At 69.6% G+C, this 20,658-nt stretch carries 24 protein-coding genes and 2 tRNA genes; 11 read left to right on the top strand and 15 right to left on the bottom strand.

The window, feature by feature from the left end:
* The first annotated feature begins 136 nt into the window (after window positions 1–136).
* Entirely contained in the window at window positions 137–1,267 is a 1,131-nt protein-coding gene (locus ACT3SQ_RS08670; RefSeq protein ID WP_441443217.1) for a ScyD/ScyE family protein, read from the top strand.
* Between the two features lie 390 nt (window positions 1,268–1,657).
* Here ACT3SQ_RS08670 and ACT3SQ_RS08665 read toward each other — a convergent pair.
* Window positions 1,658–1,734, bottom strand: a tRNA-Lys gene (locus ACT3SQ_RS08665).
* A 221-nt stretch (window positions 1,735–1,955) separates the two neighbouring features.
* Here ACT3SQ_RS08665 and ACT3SQ_RS08660 point away from each other — a divergent pair.
* Window positions 1,956–2,852, top strand: a complete 897-nt coding sequence (locus tag ACT3SQ_RS08660) for an NAD-dependent epimerase/dehydratase family protein (protein WP_441443218.1) — start codon at window positions 1,956–1,958, stop codon at window positions 2,850–2,852.
* Between the two features lie 106 nt (window positions 2,853–2,958).
* Here ACT3SQ_RS08660 and ACT3SQ_RS08655 read toward each other — a convergent pair whose 3' ends face one another.
* Window positions 2,959–3,543, bottom strand: coding sequence for a sugar O-acetyltransferase (locus ACT3SQ_RS08655; protein WP_441443219.1), 585 nt, complete (start codon window positions 3,541–3,543; stop codon window positions 2,959–2,961).
* A 63-nt stretch (window positions 3,544–3,606) separates the two neighbouring features.
* Window positions 3,607–4,071 (bottom strand): GNAT family N-acetyltransferase, encoded by a 465-nt coding sequence (locus ACT3SQ_RS08650; protein ID WP_442331752.1) that lies wholly within the window; start codon window positions 4,069–4,071, stop codon window positions 3,607–3,609.
* A 48-nt stretch (window positions 4,072–4,119) separates the two neighbouring features.
* Between ACT3SQ_RS08650 and ACT3SQ_RS08645 the strand changes: the two genes are divergently transcribed.
* On the top strand, window positions 4,120–4,536 hold the full coding sequence (locus tag ACT3SQ_RS08645; protein ID WP_441443221.1) for a YchJ family protein: 417 nt from the start codon (window positions 4,120–4,122) through the stop codon (window positions 4,534–4,536).
* A 144-nt stretch (window positions 4,537–4,680) separates the two neighbouring features.
* Here ACT3SQ_RS08645 and ACT3SQ_RS08640 read toward each other — a convergent pair whose 3' ends face one another.
* Together ACT3SQ_RS08640 and ACT3SQ_RS08635 are read right to left on the bottom strand one after the other, a co-directional pair.
* On the bottom strand, window positions 4,681–5,076 hold the full coding sequence (locus ACT3SQ_RS08640) for a hypothetical protein (protein WP_441443222.1): 396 nt from the start codon (window positions 5,074–5,076) through the stop codon (window positions 4,681–4,683).
* Between the two features lie 69 nt (window positions 5,077–5,145).
* A complete protein-coding gene (locus tag ACT3SQ_RS08635) occupies window positions 5,146–5,901 on the bottom strand; it encodes an SDR family oxidoreductase (protein ID WP_441443223.1) in 756 nt (251 codons plus the stop codon).
* A gap of 81 nt (window positions 5,902–5,982) precedes the next feature.
* On the opposite strand from ACT3SQ_RS08635, the gene ACT3SQ_RS08630 reads away from it, so the two are divergent.
* The 3 genes from ACT3SQ_RS08630 to ACT3SQ_RS08620 all read left to right on the top strand — a co-directional run bounded on the left by ACT3SQ_RS08630 (window position 5,983) and on the right by ACT3SQ_RS08620 (window position 7,315).
* A tRNA-Leu gene (locus tag ACT3SQ_RS08630) sits at window positions 5,983–6,064 on the top strand.
* A gap of 31 nt (window positions 6,065–6,095) precedes the next feature.
* Window positions 6,096–6,776: a histidine phosphatase family protein gene (locus tag ACT3SQ_RS08625; RefSeq protein WP_441443224.1), complete on the top strand. Its 681-nt coding sequence runs from the start codon at window positions 6,096–6,098 to the stop codon at window positions 6,774–6,776.
* On the top strand, window positions 6,773–7,315 hold the full coding sequence (locus tag ACT3SQ_RS08620) for an NUDIX hydrolase family protein (RefSeq protein ID WP_441443225.1): 543 nt from the start codon (window positions 6,773–6,775) through the stop codon (window positions 7,313–7,315). Before ACT3SQ_RS08625 ends, ACT3SQ_RS08620 begins: the two co-directional genes overlap by 4 nt.
* Window positions 7,316–7,494: 179 nt before the next feature.
* Here ACT3SQ_RS08620 and rdgB read toward each other — a convergent pair whose 3' ends face one another.
* From rdgB to clpS, 6 genes are all read right to left on the bottom strand, one after another.
* Window positions 7,495–8,133 carry an RdgB/HAM1 family non-canonical purine NTP pyrophosphatase gene (gene rdgB / locus ACT3SQ_RS08615; protein WP_441443226.1) on the bottom strand — a complete coding sequence of 213 codons (639 nt, stop codon included), beginning with the start codon at window positions 8,131–8,133 and terminating at the stop codon, window positions 7,495–7,497.
* Window positions 8,130–8,888 (bottom strand): ribonuclease PH, encoded by a 759-nt coding sequence (gene rph / locus ACT3SQ_RS08610; protein WP_441443227.1) that lies wholly within the window; start codon window positions 8,886–8,888, stop codon window positions 8,130–8,132. Before rph ends, rdgB begins: the two co-directional genes overlap by 4 nt.
* Window positions 8,889–8,970: 82 nt before the next feature.
* The gene (locus tag ACT3SQ_RS08605) at window positions 8,971–9,753 is read right to left on the bottom strand and encodes an MBL fold metallo-hydrolase (protein ID WP_441443228.1); all 783 of its coding nucleotides are present in this window, start codon (window positions 9,751–9,753) and stop codon (window positions 8,971–8,973) included.
* Window positions 9,750–10,562: a glutamate racemase gene (gene murI, locus ACT3SQ_RS08600; protein WP_441443229.1), complete on the bottom strand. Its 813-nt coding sequence runs from the start codon at window positions 10,560–10,562 to the stop codon at window positions 9,750–9,752. The genes ACT3SQ_RS08605 and murI overlap by 4 nt, the downstream gene beginning before the upstream one ends.
* Before the next feature lie 102 nt (window positions 10,563–10,664).
* Window positions 10,665–11,300, bottom strand: a complete 636-nt coding sequence (locus ACT3SQ_RS08595; RefSeq protein WP_441443230.1) for a DUF2017 domain-containing protein — start codon at window positions 11,298–11,300, stop codon at window positions 10,665–10,667.
* On the bottom strand, window positions 11,300–11,623 hold the full coding sequence (gene clpS / locus ACT3SQ_RS08590; RefSeq protein WP_441443231.1) for an ATP-dependent Clp protease adapter ClpS: 324 nt from the start codon (window positions 11,621–11,623) through the stop codon (window positions 11,300–11,302). Before clpS ends, ACT3SQ_RS08595 begins: the two co-directional genes overlap by 1 nt.
* A 110-nt stretch (window positions 11,624–11,733) precedes the next feature.
* On the opposite strand from clpS, the gene ACT3SQ_RS08585 reads away from it, so the two are divergent.
* The gene (locus ACT3SQ_RS08585; RefSeq protein ID WP_441443232.1) at window positions 11,734–13,113 is read left to right on the top strand and encodes a nicotinate phosphoribosyltransferase; all 1,380 of its coding nucleotides are present in this window, start codon (window positions 11,734–11,736) and stop codon (window positions 13,111–13,113) included.
* Between the two features lie 46 nt (window positions 13,114–13,159).
* Here the strand turns inward: ACT3SQ_RS08585 and ACT3SQ_RS08580 are convergent, their stop codons facing one another.
* Both ACT3SQ_RS08580 and ACT3SQ_RS08575 read right to left on the bottom strand, forming a co-directional pair.
* Complete coding sequence (locus ACT3SQ_RS08580) at window positions 13,160–14,977, bottom strand: DEAD/DEAH box helicase (protein ID WP_441443233.1); 1,818 nt, start codon at window positions 14,975–14,977, stop codon at window positions 13,160–13,162.
* Window positions 14,978–15,080: 103 nt separating this feature from the next.
* The gene (locus ACT3SQ_RS08575; RefSeq protein ID WP_441443234.1) at window positions 15,081–15,449 is read right to left on the bottom strand and encodes a DUF3039 domain-containing protein; all 369 of its coding nucleotides are present in this window, start codon (window positions 15,447–15,449) and stop codon (window positions 15,081–15,083) included.
* Window positions 15,450–15,619: 170 nt separating this feature from the next.
* Between ACT3SQ_RS08575 and ACT3SQ_RS08570 the strand changes: the two genes are divergently transcribed.
* A complete protein-coding gene (locus ACT3SQ_RS08570; protein ID WP_441443235.1) occupies window positions 15,620–16,093 on the top strand; it encodes a VanZ family protein in 474 nt (157 codons plus the stop codon).
* A gap of 185 nt (window positions 16,094–16,278) precedes the next feature.
* Here the strand turns inward: ACT3SQ_RS08570 and ACT3SQ_RS08565 are convergent, their stop codons facing one another.
* Window positions 16,279–17,736 (bottom strand): NAD-dependent malic enzyme, encoded by a 1,458-nt coding sequence (locus ACT3SQ_RS08565; RefSeq protein ID WP_441443236.1) that lies wholly within the window; start codon window positions 17,734–17,736, stop codon window positions 16,279–16,281.
* A 182-nt stretch (window positions 17,737–17,918) separates the two neighbouring features.
* Here ACT3SQ_RS08565 and ACT3SQ_RS08560 point away from each other — a divergent pair, with 182 nt between their 5' ends.
* From ACT3SQ_RS08560 to ACT3SQ_RS08550, 3 genes are read left to right on the top strand one after another with little or no spacing between them, the layout of a single operon-like run.
* On the top strand, window positions 17,919–19,028 hold the full coding sequence (locus tag ACT3SQ_RS08560; RefSeq protein WP_441443237.1) for a C2 family cysteine protease: 1,110 nt from the start codon (window positions 17,919–17,921) through the stop codon (window positions 19,026–19,028).
* A 4-nt stretch (window positions 19,029–19,032) separates the two neighbouring features.
* Complete coding sequence (locus ACT3SQ_RS08555; protein WP_442331753.1) at window positions 19,033–19,356, top strand: hypothetical protein; 324 nt, start codon at window positions 19,033–19,035, stop codon at window positions 19,354–19,356.
* On the top strand, window positions 19,349–19,867 hold the full coding sequence (locus ACT3SQ_RS08550; protein WP_441443239.1) for a hypothetical protein: 519 nt from the start codon (window positions 19,349–19,351) through the stop codon (window positions 19,865–19,867). The genes ACT3SQ_RS08555 and ACT3SQ_RS08550 overlap by 8 nt, the downstream gene beginning before the upstream one ends.
* Window positions 19,868–19,974: 107 nt before the next feature.
* Here ACT3SQ_RS08550 and ACT3SQ_RS08545 read toward each other — a convergent pair whose 3' ends face one another.
* The gene (locus ACT3SQ_RS08545) at window positions 19,975–20,616 is read right to left on the bottom strand and encodes a hypothetical protein (protein ID WP_441443240.1); all 642 of its coding nucleotides are present in this window, start codon (window positions 20,614–20,616) and stop codon (window positions 19,975–19,977) included.
* Window positions 20,617–20,658: the final 42 nt, after the last annotated feature.

Genomic DNA, 20,658 nt, shown 5'->3' with positions numbered 1-20,658 from the left:
GGCCAGGCCTGCTCGCACCACCTCCCCCAAGTCGGACAAATCGGATGAGCCTCGGCCTATCCAAGGCCTCCACGGCGGACTAGTGTGGCGAAAAGCCGCCGCAACGATGCCGCGGTGTGGTACAGGAGGTTTTGCCATGCTTCTTCATCGGACCACTCGGCTGCTGGCGACGGTCGGCACCCTCGCCCTCGGGGCGGCTCTCCTCGGAGCGTCCCCGGCCGTCGCGCAGGACGCCGCCGAGGTCGACATCGAGATCGTCGCCACCGGAATGAACAGTCCCCGCCATCTGACCTTCAGCCCAGGAGGAACGCTCTACGTCGCCGAGGCGGGCACCGGAGGGCCCTCGGCAGAGGACGGCGGGAACTGCCATCCGCTCACCGCAGCCGCCAGCGCCTGCCTGGGCGCCACGGGCTCGATCGCCCGGATCACGGATGACGGCGTCGGACGCGTGGTCACCGGGTTGCCGTCGGTCGCGAACGACACCGAGGCCATCGGCCCCTTCGACATCGCCTTCACCGGGAACCACCGCTTCGCGATCACCATCGGCCTGGGCGGCTCCCCAGCCCATCGCGACGCCTTCGGCGCAGAGGGGAAGCGCCTGGGAACCATCGTCACCGGCAGCCTCAAGCCCCAGCACGACGGAGGCGATCGCACCCTGGCCTTCGATGCCGTCGCGCACGAGGACGCGCACAGCGTCGATGACGACGTGGACAGCAACCCCACCGGGCTCGCTCGCTCCGGGAACGGGTACGTCTATACGGACGCTGGAGGGAATTCCCTGGTCTCCACCCGGAAGGGTGGGGACACGATCACCGGGTTCGACCCGGTGATCACCCCTCAGCCCGGACCGGTGCCCGCAGGGTTCCCCGCCGATGCCGTCCCCAGTGATGTGATGCAGGGCCCTGACGGCGCCTGGTACGTCTCGCAGCTCGTCGGCTTCCCCTTCGAGCAAGGATCCTCGACGATCTGGCGGGTCGAGCCCGGGCACGCCCCCGAGGCCTACGCCACCGGGCTCACCAACGTCACCTCCCTCGCCTTCACCGACGACGGGACGCTCTATGCCGTCGAGCTCGCGACCGGCGGGCTGCTGAACGGGCCCATCGGCGCGCTGCGCGAGGTCACTCCCGGCAGCGACGAGCACGACGTGGTCGCGGGCGGCCTGGATCAGCCCTACGGGCTCGCGATCCGCGGAGGAGATGCCTACCTCACGCTCGGCGCAGCCGCACCTGTCCCGGGCGGTGGCAGCGTGATGAGGATCGGGCTCTGAGCCCATATCCGTCCGAGACCCGACAAGGAGAGGCCCCACCGACACGATGGGGCCTCTCTCTCCGATCCGCGATCAGCGACTCCAACCTCGGACCGCATGAATGAGAGCCCCCTGGCGATCAGGCTGTGCCCGAGGGCAACCATCGCCGTCCGTGAACGGAGTCGCTGCGTGGCGCGATGTGCGCAGCCGACGATGGTCCCGATCGTCAGGGCCAGGGGCACGATCCACGGAGGCTGGCTCAGGATCCTGCCCATGATGACGGGCGGGAGGAGGCCACCTTCGATCTGGATGCCGCGGGCGCGATCGACGCTGCGCAGCCTTGACCGCACCGGGCATCGGAGGCATCCGGAATGCGAAGAGGCCCCACCTGGAAGGTGGGGCCTCTCTCGCTGGTGCGTCATCAGGGATTCGAACCCCGGACCCGCTGATTAAGAGTCAGCTGCTCTAACCAACTGAGCTAATGACGCGAACAGAAAAGAACTTTACCCCCAAGTCGCCGAGCGTCCAACTCGAGGGGCCACTGTGTGAGCGAGCGAACAGCAACGGCTCCGGGTCCCCCGACAACGGGCCCCTGGATCCACCAGGACGTCCGGCGGCACGGGGACCTGCCAGAATCCCCTAGACTCGATCCTCACAGGAAGCTCGGCGCGCGAGGGCCTCAGCAGGTCGCTCGCCAGAGGAGGTCAGAGTGCGGATCGCGATCACCGGTGCCACAGGTGTGCTCGGCCAGGAGGCCGTGGAGGCGTTGGTCGCCGCCGGCCACGAGGTCACCGGCATCACCCGCCGCGACTCCGGGGTACCGATCGTCGAGGGCCGGGGTGGCAGCGCTCTCGTCGCCGACGTGTTCGACGCTGACGATCTGACTCGGGCGTTTCGCGGTCACGACGTCGTGATCAACACGCTCGCGCACGTCCCGGTGGGCATGTCGGGGCTGCGACCCCTCGCCTGGCGTGAGGACGACCGCCTCCACCTCGAGGCCTCCGTCGCGATCGCGAAGGCTGCTGCCCAGGCCGGCGCGCGGCGCCTGATCCAGGAGTCCACGATCTTCCTCTACCCGGACCACGGCACGGAGTGGATCAGCGAGGATCTCGCGCTGAGCGTCCGCAACCAGGCGTTCCGCCCTCGGGTGAAGGAGATGCGGGCGGCGGTCGACTTCGCGACCTCAGGTCGCAGCGCCGTGATCCTGCGCCTGGGGCAGCTGTTCGGCCGGGACCAGCACACGACCCACGCGCTGAAGGCGACCCGCGCCGGCGATCCGATCCTCCTGGGCAAGCCGGATCACTACGTCACCCTCCTGCACCATTCCGATGCCGGGCGCGCGTTCGTCGCCGCTCTGCGCGCCAACAGCGGCTTCTACAACGTCGGCGGAGAGCCGATCACCAAGAAGCGCTGGGCGAAGGACCTCTCCACGGAGGCCGGGACCGAGAACCCCGCGAAGTTCTACCCGGAGATCACCCAGGCGATCGTCGGCACCCGGCTCGATGTGCAGCGCCGCTCGCTGCGGGTGTCCTCGGTGCGGTTCATGTCCGAGACCGGGTGGCGGCCCACCGTGGGGCCCTCCACCCCGGGCTGGTCGCGACGCTGAGTCCTGCCGGTGCGCCAAGTGCCGCGGCGGCACTGAGTGCTGCCGCGGCGCTGAGCCTTGCCACGCCGCTGAACCCTGCCGGCGCGCCGCGCCCCCGGGGCGCCGTTCAGAGCTCGCGGATCACCCGCGCCGGGTTCCCGACCGCCAGGCTGCGCGGGGGCACGTCCTTCGTGACCACGCTGCCCGCGCCGATCACGGCTCCGTCGCCGATGCTCACGCCAGGCAGCACGGTCACTCCCCCGCCGATCCAGACGTCATCTCCGATGATGATCGGCTCGGCGGCCTCCCAGCCCTGACGACGCGGCTCGAGCTCGAGCGGATGGATCGGGGTGAGCAGCTGGATGTTCGGGCCCAGCTGGCAGTTCTTCCCGATCCTGATCTCGACCACATCAAGCGCGGTGAGCTGGAAGTTCACGAACGTGCCCGCACCGACGTGCAGCTGGGTGCCGTAGTCCACCAGCAGCGGTGCCCGCACATGCGCCCCCTCGCCGAAACTGCCCAGCAGCCCGCGCAGGACCTCTTGAGCGGCATCGGGATCTGCGGTGTATGCACCGGCGAAGCGCTCGGTCTCGACCAGAGCATGGCGGAAGGCCTGCTGGATCTCCGGGTCGTCCGCGATGTACCAGTCGCCCGCGACCATCTTCTCCCAGGAGCTGCGCGGATCGTTCTCGTCGATGTGGAAGCTCTTCATGACGCTGAGCGTAGGCGGCTCCCCCAGCAGCCCGCATCTCTGGCCCCGGAGTGGAGCGGCAGGTCACCGTGGCAGCCGCATCCCCACGCTCGGGGCCGAGTCGACGAACCCCAGGGAGCGGTAGAGGCTCTGCCCGGGCGGATCGGCGAGGAGGGTGATGTAGGGATGCGGCGGTGCGGCGTGATCGATCCGTGCGATCAGCCGCTCCATCACGACCCGTCCCAGTCCCCGACGCTGGTGGGAGGGGGCGGTGGCGATGTCGGCGAGGTGGAAGTACCAGGTGCCGTCTCCGACCACGCGCCCCATCGCTGCGAGGGCGCCGTCGGCGGTGCGCACCGAGGTCCAGGCCCAGCTGGCGCTGAGCGCACCGGCGGCCTGCGCCGCGGTGCGGGGGCTCAGGCCGGAGTCGCGGCGCAGGCTCACGTACTCCTCGCTCGTGGGCGGCTCCTCGAGCAGCCGATAGCCGGCGGGCAGCGGCGTCGGGGTGAGCGGCTCCTCGGTGCCGGGCGGGGGCGAGTTCTCGAGCATGAGCCGATCCTGTCATCCCCGCTCGCCGCCGGACGGGATACTCGAGGGATGAGCATGCCTCCCACTGCCCTGCCCGACAGCCCGCGATGCCCCTGCGGCAGCGGTGACACCTTCGGCGACTGCTGCGGCCCGGTGCTGCGGCAGGAGCGTCGCGCCGGCACCGCAGCCGCGCTGATGCGCTCGCGCTACACCGCCTTCGCACTGAGGGATCTCGAGCATCTGCTGCGCTCCTGGCATGCGCGCACCCGACCTCCTCACGAGGAGCTCGCAGAATCGCTCGCCCAGGAGCTGCGCTGGCTGCGGCTGGACGTGCTCGCCACCCACGAGGGCGGGCCGTTCGATGACGCCGGCACCGTGGAGTTCGTGGCGATCTCGAAAGGCCCGCAGGGGCGCCAGGAGCAGCATGAGATCTCGCGCTTCGTGCGGGAGGACGGCAGCTGGTTCTACCTCGACGGCGAGGTCTGAACGGCCCTGTCGGCCGCTGGCTCTGTGTCCCCACGCGTATTACCGATCGGTGGCTGCAGGTCCCGGACAGCATTCGGCGCCGGTCGCGAGTGCGACCGGCGCCGAACGCCGAACACTGCGCAGGGCCGAGCGCCCGCGCGAGGGTCAGTCCTTCGCGGCGCGGACCTTCTCCTTGGCCTTCTGCTTCGCGGCCTTCGCCTTCTCGACCTCGTGATCCTTCCGGGCCTTCTCGCCCGCCTTCTTCGCTGCCTTCGCTGACGAGTCGTCGCCACCAGTCAGCGCGACCGCCGCAGCGATCCCTGCACCGATGAGGACCACGCCGATGACGCCGCCTGCGATCGCTACGGGGAGCGTTGCAGGGGACTTCCCGTCACCGGCTGCGGAAAAACCCTTCACAGCGCCGGTGATCTCGTTCTTCCAGCGTGTGACCGCGTTCTTCGGGTTCACGCGGTTGATCAGCTCGTCGATGTCGGACGCGAGGTTGTCCTGCCGGCGATATGCCTCGTCGCGCATCTCGTCCAGGTTCTTGTTCTTGGCCACCACTGCCTCCGGGGGTCGTCAGGGTCTGCTGTGCAGATCGTATCGCGGTCAGGGACGCTGCAGGCACCGTCAGCCCTTGGGACGGGCCAGGAAGTCGTCGGCGCCGCCGACCAGCTCGATGTGTCCGGTCTCGACATCCGCGCTCGCCATCTTCGCGATCTCGGCTGCGAACTCCTCGACGGAGTAGAGCTTCCCGGCCGCCTCTCGACGCGCCTCGAGCGCTCCGGGGCGTGCCCGGTCGAGCAGGGTCGCGGTGACGGTGCCCTCGATCATGTCCGCGGAGACCACCACGAAGGAGACCCCGGCGCCGGACATCTCCGGCAGCCGCTCGGTCAGCGCGGTCTCGCCTGCCCGCTTCGACCTCGCGACCTGCTCGTACTCGGGCATCGTCTCGACTTCGTCGATGAAGTGCGCCTGATGACTGGTCACGAAGACCACCCGACCGCCCTCGGGGAGGTGCTCGAGCCCGGCGGTCAGGGCCGCGGACTGGGCGTCGCGGTTCAGCCGCATCGCGTAGTCCTCACCGAGATCCTTCTCCATCCCGCCGGAGGCGTTCAGGACCAGCAGGTCCAGGCCGCCGAAGGTGTCGACCGCAGTCTGCATCAGGGTGCGCAGGCCCTCGGCCTCGGTGAGATCCGCGCCGACAGCGACCGCTTTGCCGCCCGCAGCCTCAATCTCGGCCACCACCTTGTTGGCGCGCGGCGCCTTCTGGCGGTAGTTGATGACGACGTTCGCACCGTCGGCGGCGAGCAGCTTCGCGGTGGCAGCACCGACTCCTCGGGACGAACCGGTGACGACGGCGGTCTTGCCTGCGAGGGCGCTCATGGATGCTCCTGGGATGTCGAGGTCTGGAAGACCACCCGAGCCTACCGGAGCATCACCGGGGGACAGTTAGGCTTGGTCCGCGCGCGAGTGGCGGAATTGGCAGACGCGCTGGATTTAGGTTCCAGTGCCCCAGGGCGTGAGGGTTCGAGTCCCTTCTCGCGCACGCATCAGCCCCGTGTTGAGGAGACAGCTTCATGACCCTGTTCGGACTCGTCCGCCATGGGCAGACGGACTACAACCTGAAGAACCTGTTCCAGGGGTCCTCCGACATCCCCCTGAACGCGACCGGGATCGCGCAGGCGCACGCCGCCTTCGACGAACTCCCGGCGGTGGACTGGGACGTGGTGATCACCTCACCGCTCCAGCGCGCCGAGCAGACCGGGCGGATCATCAGCGAGGACCACCACATCCCCTTCGGCGGCACCGACGCGCGCCTGGTAGAGATCGACTGGGGCGCCGCCGAGGGCCACCCCACCCACGAGATGGAGCAGGCCTATCCGGGACGCTCGTTCCCCGGGCGTGAGGACCATCAGGCGGTCGCCGACCGCGGATACGACGCCCTGGAAACACTCGAGGAGCGCTATCCGGGGCAGAAGGTGCTGGTCGTCGCCCATGGCACGCTGATCCGCTTCCTGCTCTCGGGGATCATCGAGCAGCCGCTGCCGTCGATCCCGAACGCGACACTGTCCCTGGTCGAGCTCGAGGACACGACCTGGCGGGTGCGGATGATCGCCGGCGCGGAGGTCGACCATGCGGTCCAGGTCGTCTCCCGTGCGCAGAACCCCCGCTTCCACGTCGAGAAGTCCCAGCTGGCCCCGGCGCAGATCGCCGCTGCCGCATCCCGGAGCACCACCGCAGAAGGAGACCCCGCATGAACAGCCGCACCGCCGTCGATTCCGAGGGGTCCTGGTTCGAGCCCGAGCAGGTGAGCGAGCTGCGTCGCCGCCTGCCGATCCCCTACGTCGACATCATCCCGGTGCGCACCGATGTGGACGGCTCCGTCGAGGAGATCGGCCTGCTGCTGCGTGCCTCCGGCACCGGGCAGATCGTGCGCGCGATCGTCTCCGGGCGGGTGCTCGTCCACGAGACGATCCGTGAGGCGATCGCCCGACATATCGAGAAGGACCTCGGGCCGATGGCCATGCCGCGGATCCCGGTCTCGCCCGTGCCCTTCACGGTCGCCGAGTACTTCCCCACCCCTGGGGTCTCGCCTTTCCATGATCCGCGTCAGCACGCGATCTCGCTGGCCTATGTGGTGCCGGTGGACGGGGAGACCGCGCCTCAGGAGGATGCTCTCGAGCTGGCCTGGTTCGGGGTCGACGAACTGCTCTCGGAGTCCTCGCCGCTGGAGGAGATGAACGGCGGCCGGGATCTGCTGATCCGGCGCGCGCTCGCCCACGTCGGCGCTGCCTGAGCGGCAGCACCCACTGCGAAGCGGCGGCACCGGAGCGCCGACCAGTCGACGAGCTGACGAGCTGACGAGCTGACGAGCTGACGAGCTGACGAGCTGACGACACCGCCCAATGCGACATCCCCGGCCCCGGAGGAACACCTCCCGGGCCGGGGATGTCGCACTCTCCGTGCTCTGACGGCTCAGCCCAGCAGCTGGGCGACGTGGCTCGCGAGGGCTCGGAAGGCCTTCCCGCGATGGGAGATCGCGTCCTTCTCCGCCGGGCTCAGCTGCGCCGACGAGCGCGTCTCACCCTCGGGCAGGAACAGCGGGTCGTAGCCGAAGCCGCCCTCGCCATGACGCTGCCCCAGCAGAGTCCCGCGCATCTCGCCGAGCTCGACGCTCTCGGTGCCGTCCGGCGCCACCAGCGCGGCCGCGCAGACGAACCGTGCCCCCCGATGCTGCTCGGGGACATCACCGAGCTGCGCGAGGAGCAGGTCGTTGTTCGCCTCGTCGTCTCCGTGCCGGCCGCTCCAGCGGGCGGAGAAGATGCCGGGGGCTCCGCCGAGCACGTCAACTGCGAGTCCGGAGTCGTCGGCGACCGCGAGCAGCCCGGTGGCCGCCGCTGCGGAGCGGGCCTTCAGCAGAGCGTTGCCCTCGAAGGTCACCGCGTCCTCGACCACATCGGGAAGATCGATGCCGGCCGAGGAGATGATCTGCTCGGGAGCGAGACCGGGTACCGCTGCGGCGAGGATCCGCTGCAGCTCGGCCAGCTTCTTCGCGTTGTGCGAGGCGAGGATGACCCGCGACCCGTCAGGGATCGCAGCGTGCGGTCCGCTCATCGCTGCTCGGCGAGGACGTCGCGCTGGATCTGTGCAAGCTGCGCGCAGCCGTCCGTGGCGAGATCCAGCAGTGCTCCCAGCTCGGTGCGGTCGAAGGGTGCGCCCTCGGCGGTGCCCTGCACCTCCACGAAGGAACCGGGGCCGGTGACCACGACGTTCATGTCGGTCTGCGCGGTGACATCCTCGCGGTACTCGAGGTCCAGCAGCGGTCGTCCCTCGACGATGCCGACGCTGATCGCGCTCACCGAGTCGGTGAGAACCTGCTTCGCCGCCGGCAATGCGGTGTGCTGCTTGCCCCACGTGATCGCATCGGCGAGCGCGACATACGCACCGGTGATCGCGGCAGTGCGGGTGCCGCCGTCGGCCTGGAGCACATCGCAGTCCAGCTGGATGGTGTTCTCCCCCAGGGCGTCGAGGTCGATGATCGCGCGCAGCGAGCGCCCGATCAGGCGGGAGATCTCGTGGGTGCGGCCGCCGATCTTGCCCTTGACGGATTCGCGGGGGGACCTGGTGTTGGTCGCGCGGGGCAGCATCGCGTACTCGGCGGTGACCCAGCCGGATCCGGAGCCCTGCTTCCAGCGCGGCACACCGGCGCTGAAGGAGGCGGTGCACAGCACGCGGGTGCGGCCGAACTCGATCAGGGCGCTGCCCTCGGCCTGGTCCAGCCAGCCGCGGGTGATGCGCACCTCGCGCAGCTGGTCGGGGGTGCGGCCGTCGACACGATCGCCGGCAGGGGTCTGGTTCGTAGAGCTCATGGAGCTCCTTCCTCGAAGTGGGGAGAGAGAATCAGCCTGATCAACAGCCATCGACAGTCGCTCGTCCTTCACAGCACGTCGATCAGGGATGCACCTCGAGGATATCCATCGGACGGACCACCGTGATCGGACCGGAGTGCACCGCGCGCGCCTCCGCGAGCGGGATCTCAGGATCCGTCCACGCGGGGATGTGGGTCAGGGCGAGATGCCGCACCCCCGCTCGAGCCGCGCTCTCCCCGGCGCGACGGCCGGTCAGGTGCACACCGGTGAAGCGGTCATCTCGTCCCTCGATGTACCCGGCCTCGCACAGGAAGAGGTCCGCGCCGTGCGCGAGCTCGTCGAGCGCGTCGCAGGCGTCGGTGTCGCCCGAGTAAACGAGCGTGCTGCCGCCGCCCGTGACCCGGAAGCCGTAGGCCTCGACCGGGTGGAGGACGGCGCGGGTCTCGAACTCCAGCGGGCCGATGGTGAAGCGATGGTGGTCCGTGAGCACATGGTGCTCGAAGGGTGCACAGTCCACGCCGTCGGGGATGTCACCGTCGCGACCCAGCACTGCGGAGATCCGCTCGGGCAGCGGCGCCGGGGCGAAGATCGGCAGCTTCCCCAGGTCGTTCCGCTCGTGATAGGCCCAGAACACCTCGAGGCCGGTGAGGTCGAGATAGTGGTCGGGATGCAGGTGGGAGACGACGACCGCGTCCAGTTCGGCGGGGTCGATGACGCTCTGCAGAGGGCCGAAGGCGCCGGAGCCAAGGTCCATCAGCACCCGCCAGAGACGGCCCTGTGCGTCCTCCTGCTCGATCAGGTAGCTGGACGCCGCCCCGTCGGGCCCGGCGAAGCTGCCGCTGCAGCCGATGATGTGGACCCTCATGCCTGCACCACCGGCAAGGAGGCGGTCACGTCGAAGGTGGGGCCCAGGAACCGGCGCGAGAGGCGGGCGAAGTGGGCGCTGCCGTCCCCCGCTGCCGTCTGGGAGAACACGTGGCGGGGCGCGCGCTCGGTCTCCCGCAGCTGGTCCGAGGCACGCAGCTGCCGGTACACATCCAGCGCGGTCTCCTCCGCGGAGGAGACCAGGGTGACGTCCGGCCCCATGACGTAGCTGATCGGGCCGGCGAGCATCGGATAGTGGGTGCATCCAAGCACCAGGGTGTCCACGCCGGCCTCTCGCACCGGGGCCAGGTACCGCTCGGCGACCTCGATCACCTCTTTGCCGCTGACCACGCCGTTCTCGACGAACTCGACGAAGCGCGGGCAGGCCTGCGCTGTGAGGGTGAGATCGGGGGCGGCCGCGAAGGCGTCCCCGTAGGCACGGGAGGTGACGGTGCCCTGGGTGGCGATCACCCCGACCCGTCGGTTGCGGGTCGCGGCGACGGCGCGGCGCACGGCCGGCTGGATGACCTCGACCACGGGCACGTCGTACCGCTCTCGGGCATCGCGCAGCACGGCGGCGGAGGCGGTGTTGCAGGCGATGACGAGCATCTTCACGCCATGGCCCACGAGCTCGTCCATGATCTCCAGCGCGAGTGACCGGACCTCCGCGATGGGCCGCGGCCCGTACGGGCCGTGCGCGGTGTCGCCGATGTAGACCAGCTCCTCCTGTGGCAGCTGGTCGAGGACGGCGCGGGCGACGGTCAGCCCGCCCACCCCGGAGTCGAAGATCCCGATCGGCGCGTTGTTCATCCGGGCAAGGCTAATCTCGACAGCCGTCCATAGCAGTGACGGCACGCTCACTGCGTGCGGTTTCACAATTCGCGCACTGTCAGCCCAGGGCGCGGAGCGCCGTCAGTCCAGGGCGCGCAGCAGGCTCTCCTGCAGCCAGGAGAGCAGTTCGTAGACGGCGATCACGATGTCGGAGCTGACATGCTCCTCGTCGCCGGAGCGATCCGCCCCCTCGACCCGTTCTCCGATCTGCTGCAGCATCCGTACGGTGTCGAAGTCCCCGTCGCGCTGGAGATCCAGGCGATCGGCGAGGACGATCCTCACGTCGTTCAGGGCGCGCAGCATCGCCATCGCCCCTGCGTCGTCGAGCACGATCTCGCTGTGCCCGCCGCCGGTCGCATCCAGCACCTGCATCACCGTGCGGAGATCCGCGAGCTTCCCGTCGGCGAGGTCCTGCTGCCCCAGTCGGCGGTATTCCGCCGCGAGCTCCGGATCCTCCGAGGCTGCGGGGAACAGCCGCTTGACCGCTGAGTCCGACGGTTCTCGGGCGTCCCGGCCGGCGAACTCCGCTTCGAGCCGGCGCAGCGGGTCCTCGCTCTCGGCGGCTCGGCGCAGCACGTCACGCCCGGTATCGATTCCGAGATCGGCACGGATCAGGTCCGCCGTCTCCTGGGCGACCTGGGTGAGGATCGCCTTCTCCTCGCCGTCGAGCCTGCAGGCCAGACTGCCGTCGGCCCGGCGCCGGAATGCGTGCGCCATCAGTCCTCCCCCGCCTTCTCGAGCGTGGCCCGCAGACCGAAGGAATGCATGGCCTGGACGTCGGTCTCCACCCGCTCCCGGGAGCCGTGCGAGACGACCGCGCGGCCCTCCTCATGGACCTGCATCATCAGCTGCTCCGCCACCAGGCGCGAGTATCCGAAGTAGCGACGGAACACGAAGACCACGTAGCTCATGAGGTTCACGGGATCGTTCCAGACCACGGTGCGCCAGGGGCCATCCGCCTCGCTCATCACCTCCACGCCGGGAGAAAGAGCGGTGCGCGTCCCCGTCGCCGGGTCCGCCCTCGGCATCTCCACCGGCATGCACATTCCTCCTGAGCTCCGTCGTGCCTGCTGAGATCGAGACACAACAGGACGAGTCTACGGGGCGCGCCCCGCCTCTCGCAGACGCGGCACGCATTACCGTGGACACCGTGACTTCTGCCCTGCTCACCGACCTCTACGAGCTGACGATGCTGGAGGCCGCCCGTGAGGCCGGCACCGCCTCGCGGCGCTGCGTCTTCGAGGTGTTCACCCGTTCGCTCCCTGACGGGCGCCGCTACGGCGCGCTCGCGGGCACCGGGCGCGTGCTCGACGCGATCGCCGACTTCCGCTTCGATGATTCCGACCTGCGCTATCTGCGCAAGGCCGGCGTGCTGAAGGAGGAGACGCTCGCACACCTGTCGGACTACCGGTTCACCGGTGATGTCCACGGCTATGAGGAGGGCGAGCTCTACTTTCCTGGCTCGCCCGTGCTGCGCATCGAGGGCAGCTTCGAGAACGCGGTGCTGCTCGAGACCGTGGTGCTCTCGATCCTCAACCATGACAGCGGGGTCGCCTCCGCCGGCTCCCGCATGACCACCGCCGCCCGTGGCCGGCCCTGCATCGAGATGGGCGGGCGCCGAGTGCATGAGGACGGGGCGATCGCCGCGGCCCGCGCCGCGTACGTCGTCGGCTTCGCCTCCACCTCGAACCTCGCCGCAGGCGCCCACTACCGGATCCCCGTCGCCGGCACCGCCGCTCATGCCTTCACACTCCTGTTCGACACCGAGGAGGAGGCGTTCCGTGCCCAGCTCGCCTCCCAGGGCGTGGGGACGACGGTGCTCGTGGACACCTATGACGTGGAGACCGCGGTGCGCACCGCGGTCGAGCTGGCCGGGCCGCAGCTCGGTGCCGTGCGTCTGGATTCCGGCGACCTCGGCGAGCAGGCGGTGCAGGTACGTGCGCTGCTGGATTCCCTCGGCGCGACCGGCACCCGCATCACCGCGACCGGCGATCTCGACGAATACCGGGTCGAGGAGCTGAAGGACGCCCCACTGGACGGCTACGGCATCGGCACCCGCCTGGTCACCGGTGGCGGGCACCCCGCTCCCGGCTTCGTCTACAAGCTGGTCGAACGGGAAGATGCCGAGGGGCAGATGCAGCCCGTCGGGAAGCGATCCAGCGGCAAAGCCACCCTCGGCGCCGGCAAGGCCGCATACCGGATGCTGGTGGGCGAGCGCGCCCACGCCGAGCTGGTCCTGCCCGGTGAGGCGGAGGTCGCCGAGTTCGAACGCGAACTCACTGCGGAGCTGACCTCGGAGTCAGCGAATCCGGACTGGGCCCGCACCTCGCTGCGACCGCTGCAGAAGCCGCTGCTCCTGGGCGGCGAGCCGGTGGACGCCGCGAGGGCGCCCGATCGGGTCCAGGCGGCGCGGGCGCGCCACGCCACCTCCGTCGCCGAGCTCGGATTCTCCGCCGACGACGGGCCCGACGGACCGGTCGCGATCCCGACCCTCACCGATGGCACGGAGTCCGCGCGGATCCTGCGCTGAGCAGATCCAGCGCTGAGCAGATCCAGCGCCGTGCGGGTCGAGCGGCTCAGCGGCGGCCGACGAACCAGCCGCGCACGATCCCGATCCGTTCCTGGATCTGTTCGGCGCTGGCCTGGGCGACGGCTGGCCCGCCGCTGCGGCTGCGCAGCGTGTTGTGGACCGAGCCGTGCGGGGTGCCGGACTTCTTCGCCCAGGCGGAGACCAGGGCGCTGAGCTCCTTGCGCAGCTCCATCAGCTGCCGGTGGTCGACCACGCCGGGAGTGACCGGGGTGTTCGCCGTCCCGTTCTTCTGCCGGCGCGCCTGCTGCTGGGCCTGCTGCTGCTGGAGCACCTCACGCATCTGATCGGCGTCGAGCAGGCCCGGGATGCCCAGGAACTCCTGCTCGTCCTCGGAGCCGATCATGCCGCCGGCACCGTATTCGCCGCCGTCGAACAGCACCCGGTCGAAGGAGGCCTCGGACTCGAGCGCCTCGAAGGTCATCTCCAGCTGATCGCTCGTCTGCTCGGGACGGTTCGCCTGCTCGATGAGGCTCTCGTCGAGGCCGGTCTCCTCATCGCCGCCCTTGGGCCGACGATCGAGGACGTGGTCGCGCTCGGCCTCCATCTCGGCGGCGTGGCCCATCAGGATCGGGACCGTGGGCAGGAAGACGCTGGCCGTCTCGCCACGGGTCCGCGAGCGCACGAAGCGGCCCACGGCCTGGGCGAAGAACATCGGAGTGGAGGTCGAGGTGGCGTAGACGCCCACGGCCAGGCGCGGCACGTCCACGCCTTCGGAGACCATGCGCACCGCGACCATCCACCGGTCCTCGGAGGTGGAGAAGTCCTCGATGCGCTTCCCGGCGCCGACGTCGTCGGAGAGGACCACGGTGGGCGCCTGCCCGGTGATGTCCTGGAGCGTCGCGGCATAGGAGCGCGCGGCCTTCTGGTCAGTGGCGATCACGAGTCCACCGGCGTCGGGCACATGGCGCCGCACCTCGGTGAGGCGGCGATCGGCCGCGGAGAGCACCGACTGGATCCACTCCCCCTTGGGGTCCAGCGCTGTGCGCCAGGCCTGCTGGGTGATGTCCTTGGTCTCGAGCGCGCCGAGCTGGGCGGAGACCTCGTCACCGGTCTTGGTGCGCCAGTGCATCCGCCCCGAATAGGTCATGAACAGCACCGGGCGCACCACATGGTCGCGCAGCGCCTCGCCGTAGCCGTAGGTGTAGTCGGCCTTGGAGCGCAGGAAGCCCTCGCCGTCCTGCTCGTAGGTGACGAAGGGGATCTGTGAATCGTCCGAGCGGAAGGGGGTTCCCGTCAGCGCGAGCCGGCGGGTGGCCGGATCGAACGCATCCCGCACGCCGTCGCCCCAGGTGCGGGCGTCGCCCGCGTGGTGGATCTCGTCGAGGATCACCAGGGTGCGGTCGGCTTCCGTGCGGGCACGATGCAGTGCCGGGTGCATGCCGATCTGCGCATAGGTCACCGCGACGCCCTGGTAGTGGCTGCCGTGGGCGCCCTGGGCGTTGGAGAAGTTCGGGTCCAGCGAGATGCCCACGCGGGCGGCGGCATCAGCCCACTGGGTCTTCAGGTGCTCGGTCGGCGCGACCACCGTGATGCGGCGAACGGTGCCCTCGGCGAGGAGAGCGGCCGCGATCTGCAGTGCGAAGGTGGTCTTGCCGGCGCCGGGTGTCGCGACGGCCAGGAAATCCTTGGGGGCGCGGGCGCGGTACAGCTCGAGCGCCTCGGCCTGCCAGGCACGCAGCTTGGGGACGGTGCCCCAGGCGGCACGTTCGGGGTACGCGACGGGCAGCGATCGCGCGGCCGCCTCGGAGGGCTGGCGGGGATCGCTCGTGGAGAAAAGAGAAGGGGTACTCACAGCGTGGACCACCGTACCGCCGACGGGTGACGACCCGCCGACGGACGCGGTGTGAGGAAGGTCCGGCGCGCCCCCGGGCTCTGAAGAGCGCGCCTGGTCAGCAGCGCCTGGCGGGTCAGCGCCGCCCGCCGAAGAAGCCGCGGAAGCCGCCGCCCTTGCCGGAGCCGCCCTTGCCGTCGCCGCCGTCGTTCGGCTCGCGCATCCCCTCGTAGATCTCCTTGCACTCCGGGCACACCGGGTACTTCTGGGGGTCCCGGCCGGGCACCCACACCTTTCCGCACAGCGCGATCACGGGCGTGCCGCCGAGGGCGGCCTGGGTGACCTTGTCCTTGCGCACATAGTGCGCGAACCGGTCATGATCGCCGTCGTCGGTCTTCTGGTCCTGTTCCTGCAGCTGTCGGTCCAGCACCGCGGTGCTGCCGGGCGCCGCGCCCGGATCGTCGCTGTAGGGGTCCATCCGGGACGGGTCGGAGGTGGAGGACATGACTGCTCCCTGGCTAGGTGACGTGATGCCTCGATCGTACCGGCACCCTTCCCGACGGGCCGGTCCCACTCGGGTCCCCGTTGCCCTCCCGCCGTCCCCTCGATGCTCCGCGACGGCGTGACGGCCTCGCCTCCCCGATCGCTGGCCACGGGGCTGGAAGAATGCTGGCCATGGACGTCGCCGTCGATTTCATCCGCCGCCTGCCCTCGGAGATCCGACGGGTGGGTGGCTCGCTGGTGTGGCGGCTGGGCCTGCTGGCCCTGGCACTGCTGCTGAACATCGGCTTCTATCTGCCCTCGCTCCCGGAGGGAACCCCGGGCACCGACATGCCCGGCCTCGACAAGGCCGTGCATCTGCTGGTGTTCGCGCTGACCGTCTTCGCCGCGGGCCGGGTGCTGGCACCGCGGAAGCGGTTCCCGATGGGCTGGGTGGTGATCGTCGCCCTCGCGCATGCGGTGCTGATCGAGCTCGTGCAGCTGGTGGCGATGCCGGCGCGCAGCGGCGACGCCGCGGACGTCCTGTTCGATGTGGTCGGCATCGCGCTCGGGCTCGCCGTCTGGGTGGGGGAACGGGTGCTGCGACGAGCTGCCGCCCAGCACCAGGTGGACCCAGAGGACGAGCCTGCGGAGCTCAGCACGCGCTGACCCGCAGAGGTCGAACAGCAAGAACGGCGCGCACCGTCCGGTGCGCGCCGTTCTTGCTGCTCAGGTCCTGCTCTCAGCCTCTGTGCTCTTCGCTGAGCTCCTCCCGCTCGCACGCTCGCAGCACGTCGCTCAGCCTCTGTGCCCTTCACTGAGCTCCTCCCGCTCGCATGCTCGCAGCACGTCGCTCAGCCTTCGAGCGTGATCTCGTCGGCGTAGACGGCCGTCATCGCGCCGGTGATGGTGTCGACCGTTCCGGCCTCCTCGCGGGCCACCGTCTCAACGGCGCTCGCCACCGCCTTGGTCACGCCCTCGTGGAAGACGCTGGGCACGATGTAAGTGGGGTTGAGCTCGTCGGCGGAGACGACGTCGGCGAGGGCCTTGGCCGCCGCCAGCAGCATCCGGTCGCTGACCCGGGTGGCATGGGCGTCCAGCAGCCCTCGGAACACGCCGGGGAAGGCGAGGACATTGTTGATCTGGTTCGCGAAGTCGCTGCGACCGGTCGCGACCACCTCGGCGTGCTTGACCGCCTCGGCCGGATCGATCTCGGGGGTCGGATTCGCCATCGCGAACACGATCGAGCGCTCGGCCATGGTGGCGACGTCCTCGGCGGTGAGGATATTCCCGGCACTGACGCCGATGAACACATCCGCGTCGACCACCGCATCCCGGAGGGTGCCGGTGAGCTCTCGCGGGTTGGTGACCTCGGCGATCCAGGGCAGGCGCCCTTCGAGCTGCTCGCGGCCTTCATGGACGATGCCGTCGATGTCGGTGACCACGACGTCACGAGCACCGGCCGCACGCAGGAGGCGAAGGATGGCGGTGCCGGCCGCTCCCGCTCCGGAGAGCACGATGCGGGCCGTGGAGATGTCCTTCTCGACCACGCGCAGCGCGTTGCGCAGCGCGGCGACCACCACGATCGCGGTGCCGTGCTGGTCGTCGTGGAAGACGGGGATGTCGAGCTCGGCGCGCAGCCGATCCTCGATCTCGAAGCAGCGCGGGGCGGAGATGTCCTCGAGGTTGATGCCGGCGAAGACCGGCGCGATCGCCTTCACATGGGAGACGATGTCGTCCACCGAATGGGCGTCCAGGCAGATCGGGAACGCGTCGATGCCGGCGAAGCGCTTGAACAGCGCGGCCTTGCCCTCCATCACCGGCATCGCGGCGAGCGGGCCGAGGTCCCCGAGCCCCAGGATGGCGGAGCCGTCGGTGACCACGGCGACGGTGTTGCGCTTGATGGTCAGGCGCCGTGCATCCTCGGGATTCTCGGCGATCGCCTTGACCACGCGTGCCACACCCGGGGTATAGATCATCGAGAGGTCGTCACGGTGACGGATCGGGAGCTTGGACTCGACGGTGAGCTTCCCGCCGAGATGGGCGAGGAAGGTCCGATCGGAGACCTTGCCGAGCTCGACCCCCTCGATCCCGCGCAGCTCGTCCACGACCTCCATGGCATGGTCATGGCCCGCGGTGAGCACGGTGATGTCCGCGCGCATCCGCTCCGGCCCGGAGGCGGAGACGTCAAGGGCCGTGACGGTCCCGCCGCGTCTCTCGATGCGACTGGTGATGTCGCTGACGGCGGCAGAGCGGGCGGCGAACTCGAGACGGATCGTGATGGAGTAACTCACGGATGGCGACGGTGACATGAGGCACAGCCTAACGAGATCAGCGGCTCCGTAGGGACAGCACGCGGCATCAGAAGAAAGCGGAGCGTCGTGCAGTCGCACGATGGAGCGCCGCGACCCCACAGCCGTCCTGATCAGTACCCGCAGATGACCCGCACTGGCCCTGCGTTGCGTGCGTCACAACATCCGTGGGACCCTCGGGCATGACGTTCTGGGGGGCCGATACGGCAGAACTGGTGGCGCTCGCACGCCGGTTCAGGGATCACGACGGGCAGCTCACGGGGACTGCGGAGGCGCTGCAGAGTGCTGTCGCCGTCGTCGGCTGGGAGGGACCTGACGCCACCGACTTCCGTGAGCGCTGGGAGCAGTGCCGTCAGAAGCTGTCGCTGACGGCAGGCCATCTGGGCAGCGCGGCCGAGCATCTCGCACTCCAGGCAGCGCAGCAGGACGCCGCCTCCGATCCCGAGGGCCGTATCGATGCCGGGGACTACGGCGGGATGCTCGGAGGCGAGTTCCTGGACTGGTCGGACCTGATCAACGCCGGTGAGCGCGTCGGTGACATATGGCGCGACCGCATCGAGGCGGGCGATCCCGAGAGCTCTCTCGGGTCGCGGTACACCGTGGAGAATCCCCAGTGGGATCCTGCCGATGTCGACATCGATCAGAACGGCATCGAATCCTCGCTCGTGAACCAGGGATCCCTCGGCGACTGCTGGTATCTCGCAGCACTGATGGCAGTGCAGCAGACGGACCCGGGCCTCCTGGCCGAGAACATCAGCGGCGTCGGTGAGCCACCGGGTGCCGACGGCTGGGAGGTGCAGCTCTTCCTCGACGGCGAGTGGCAGGACGTCCCCGTCAGCCCCGAGGATCTCGGCGTCAACGGCACCATGGATGATGGAACCGGCGACCCCAGCTGGGCGACCATCTATGAGATGGCGATGATCAACGCGAATGATGGCCGGGCCTCGGCCGTCTCCGCGGACACCCCTGCCGCCGGCCTGGAGATGATCACCGGCGAGTCCGCACGGGAGTCAGACTCCATCGGGCAGCCCTCCTTCGACGAGTACAAGCAGGCGATCGATGAGGGCCGCCCGATCACGGTGATGACCGATCCGATGAAGCCGATCGGGCCGGCCCGCGACGACCTGGTGGCCGCGCACGTCTACCAGGTCTCCGGATACGACGAGGAGACCGGCGAGATCATCCTGACCAACCCTCACGGGCCGAACGGCTCGACCACCTACGAGGTGAGGATCGACCCTGACGATCCGATGTATGCCACCTCGATCTTCATGACCGGGATCGGTGAGTGAGCCGATGTGGACGCAGCATCTCATCCAGCAGTCGGGCCAGCTCACGCTCGGCACGCTCCGGGTAGGGGTCTTCCGCACTCTTGCCGACGAGGACGGGCCGTACGCGGTGCTGCGCCTGTCCGTATCCGGCGCAGAGCACGTCCAGGAGCTGACGATGCGTCCCGGTGACGCGACCGAGCTGGAGGGGATCGGTGATCTGCTGCTGCTGGTGGCCGAGCCCTCGACTCGGGAGCGCCGCGGATCGGTGCGCCTGGCACTGGCGAGCGCCCGCACCGGAACAGAAACCGGAACCAGAACCAGAACCGACGACGGTGCCGCCCATGGGTGAGCAGCGGTCGACATGCAGCCGGCTCCTCCCCCGCCGCGCCACCCTGCTCGCAGCGGTGCTGCTCGTGATCTCGGGATGCGGTGGCGGTGGCGGTGGCGACGCGATGCCTGCGGAGGAGGCGGTGGCGCAGTACGAGGTCGTAGCGGAGGACGTCCTCGAGGCGCTCACCACAGTGCGGCCGCTGGCCTGGGAGCGTGGCTCACAGGAGATCATCGAACCCGGCGCACAGGACTGCCGCTATCGGCCAGGGATATGGAAAGCGGACGACGTCCTCTACCCGGAGCCCGGCCAGGGCCGGGACTGGGACCCCTGGCGTGAGGCGCTCGACCCGGTGCTGGAGGAGCATGGATTCGAGGCCCTCGGGCGCGAGCAGAGCTCCGGCAGCGCCTATTGGCTGGAGAGCCAGGGACCGAACGGGTCGCGGCTGCAGCTCTACATCGACGGAGAGCTGCGCATCACCGATGTCCGGGTCGATGCCGAGCCATGCGAGGACGCCACCCTGGGCCTGTGACCACGGCTGGTGCCCCTGGGCCTGTGACCGAGGCCGGTGAGAACACCGTGTGCCGGTCATCTCCACCTGCGGTGGCGCTGGGCACCGGCGTCTCCACCCGCCGCGCCTCAGGCGGTGAAGGGCGTGACCTCGGAGGCGTAACGCTCCCAGATCTGGCGCGCCGCGGTGACCTGCTCCGCATAGCGCTCAGGGTGCGCGGAGGACTGCACCGTCTGTGCGGCGGCGCCCGGTTCCCAGCGCGTGACGTCAGGGATGACCTGGAGCAGGCCCGGCGCGTCGGTGTCCTCCGCGAGCCCGAGGAAGGCGTCCAGGGCGTGCTGCTTGTGACGCACCTGGTCATAGGTTCCCCAGCCCATCGAGGGACGCTGCTGGAACAGGCCGCCGGAATCCGCGTCCACGGCCGGCTCATAGTTGTACAGCCATGACTCGACGATCGCCGTGATCAGCGCGATGACGGCGACCTCCTCACCCAGTTCGTGACCCTTCACCGCGGCGATGATGAACTTCGCGTTGGCGAGCTGCCAGTCGTCCATCGCGTCCACGAGGAAGCCCTCACGGGTCTCAGGTCGGGTGAGGAACTCCTCGGTCCACTCGTCGGCGCCGATCGCCTTCTCCGCACCGGGCTCGACCGCGGAGGCAGGAGCGAGGACACCGAGGCCTGTCGTGGAGGCGAGGCCGAGGGTGCCGGCGGCGATGAGGCTGCGGCGAGAGAACGGGGCGGCGGTACGGACGGTGGTGGCAGATGCCATGAGGATGGGGGTCCTTCGTTCCGAGACGGTGGGCGATGCCCG

The sequence above is a fragment of the Brachybacterium sp. AOP42-C2-15 genome (assembly GCF_052377065.1).
In the GTDB taxonomy this organism is placed as follows: Bacteria; Actinomycetota; Actinomycetes; order Actinomycetales; family Dermabacteraceae; genus Brachybacterium.
Note: the sequence above shows the minus strand (reverse complement) of the source record. Positions and strands in the feature narration are given on the sequence as shown.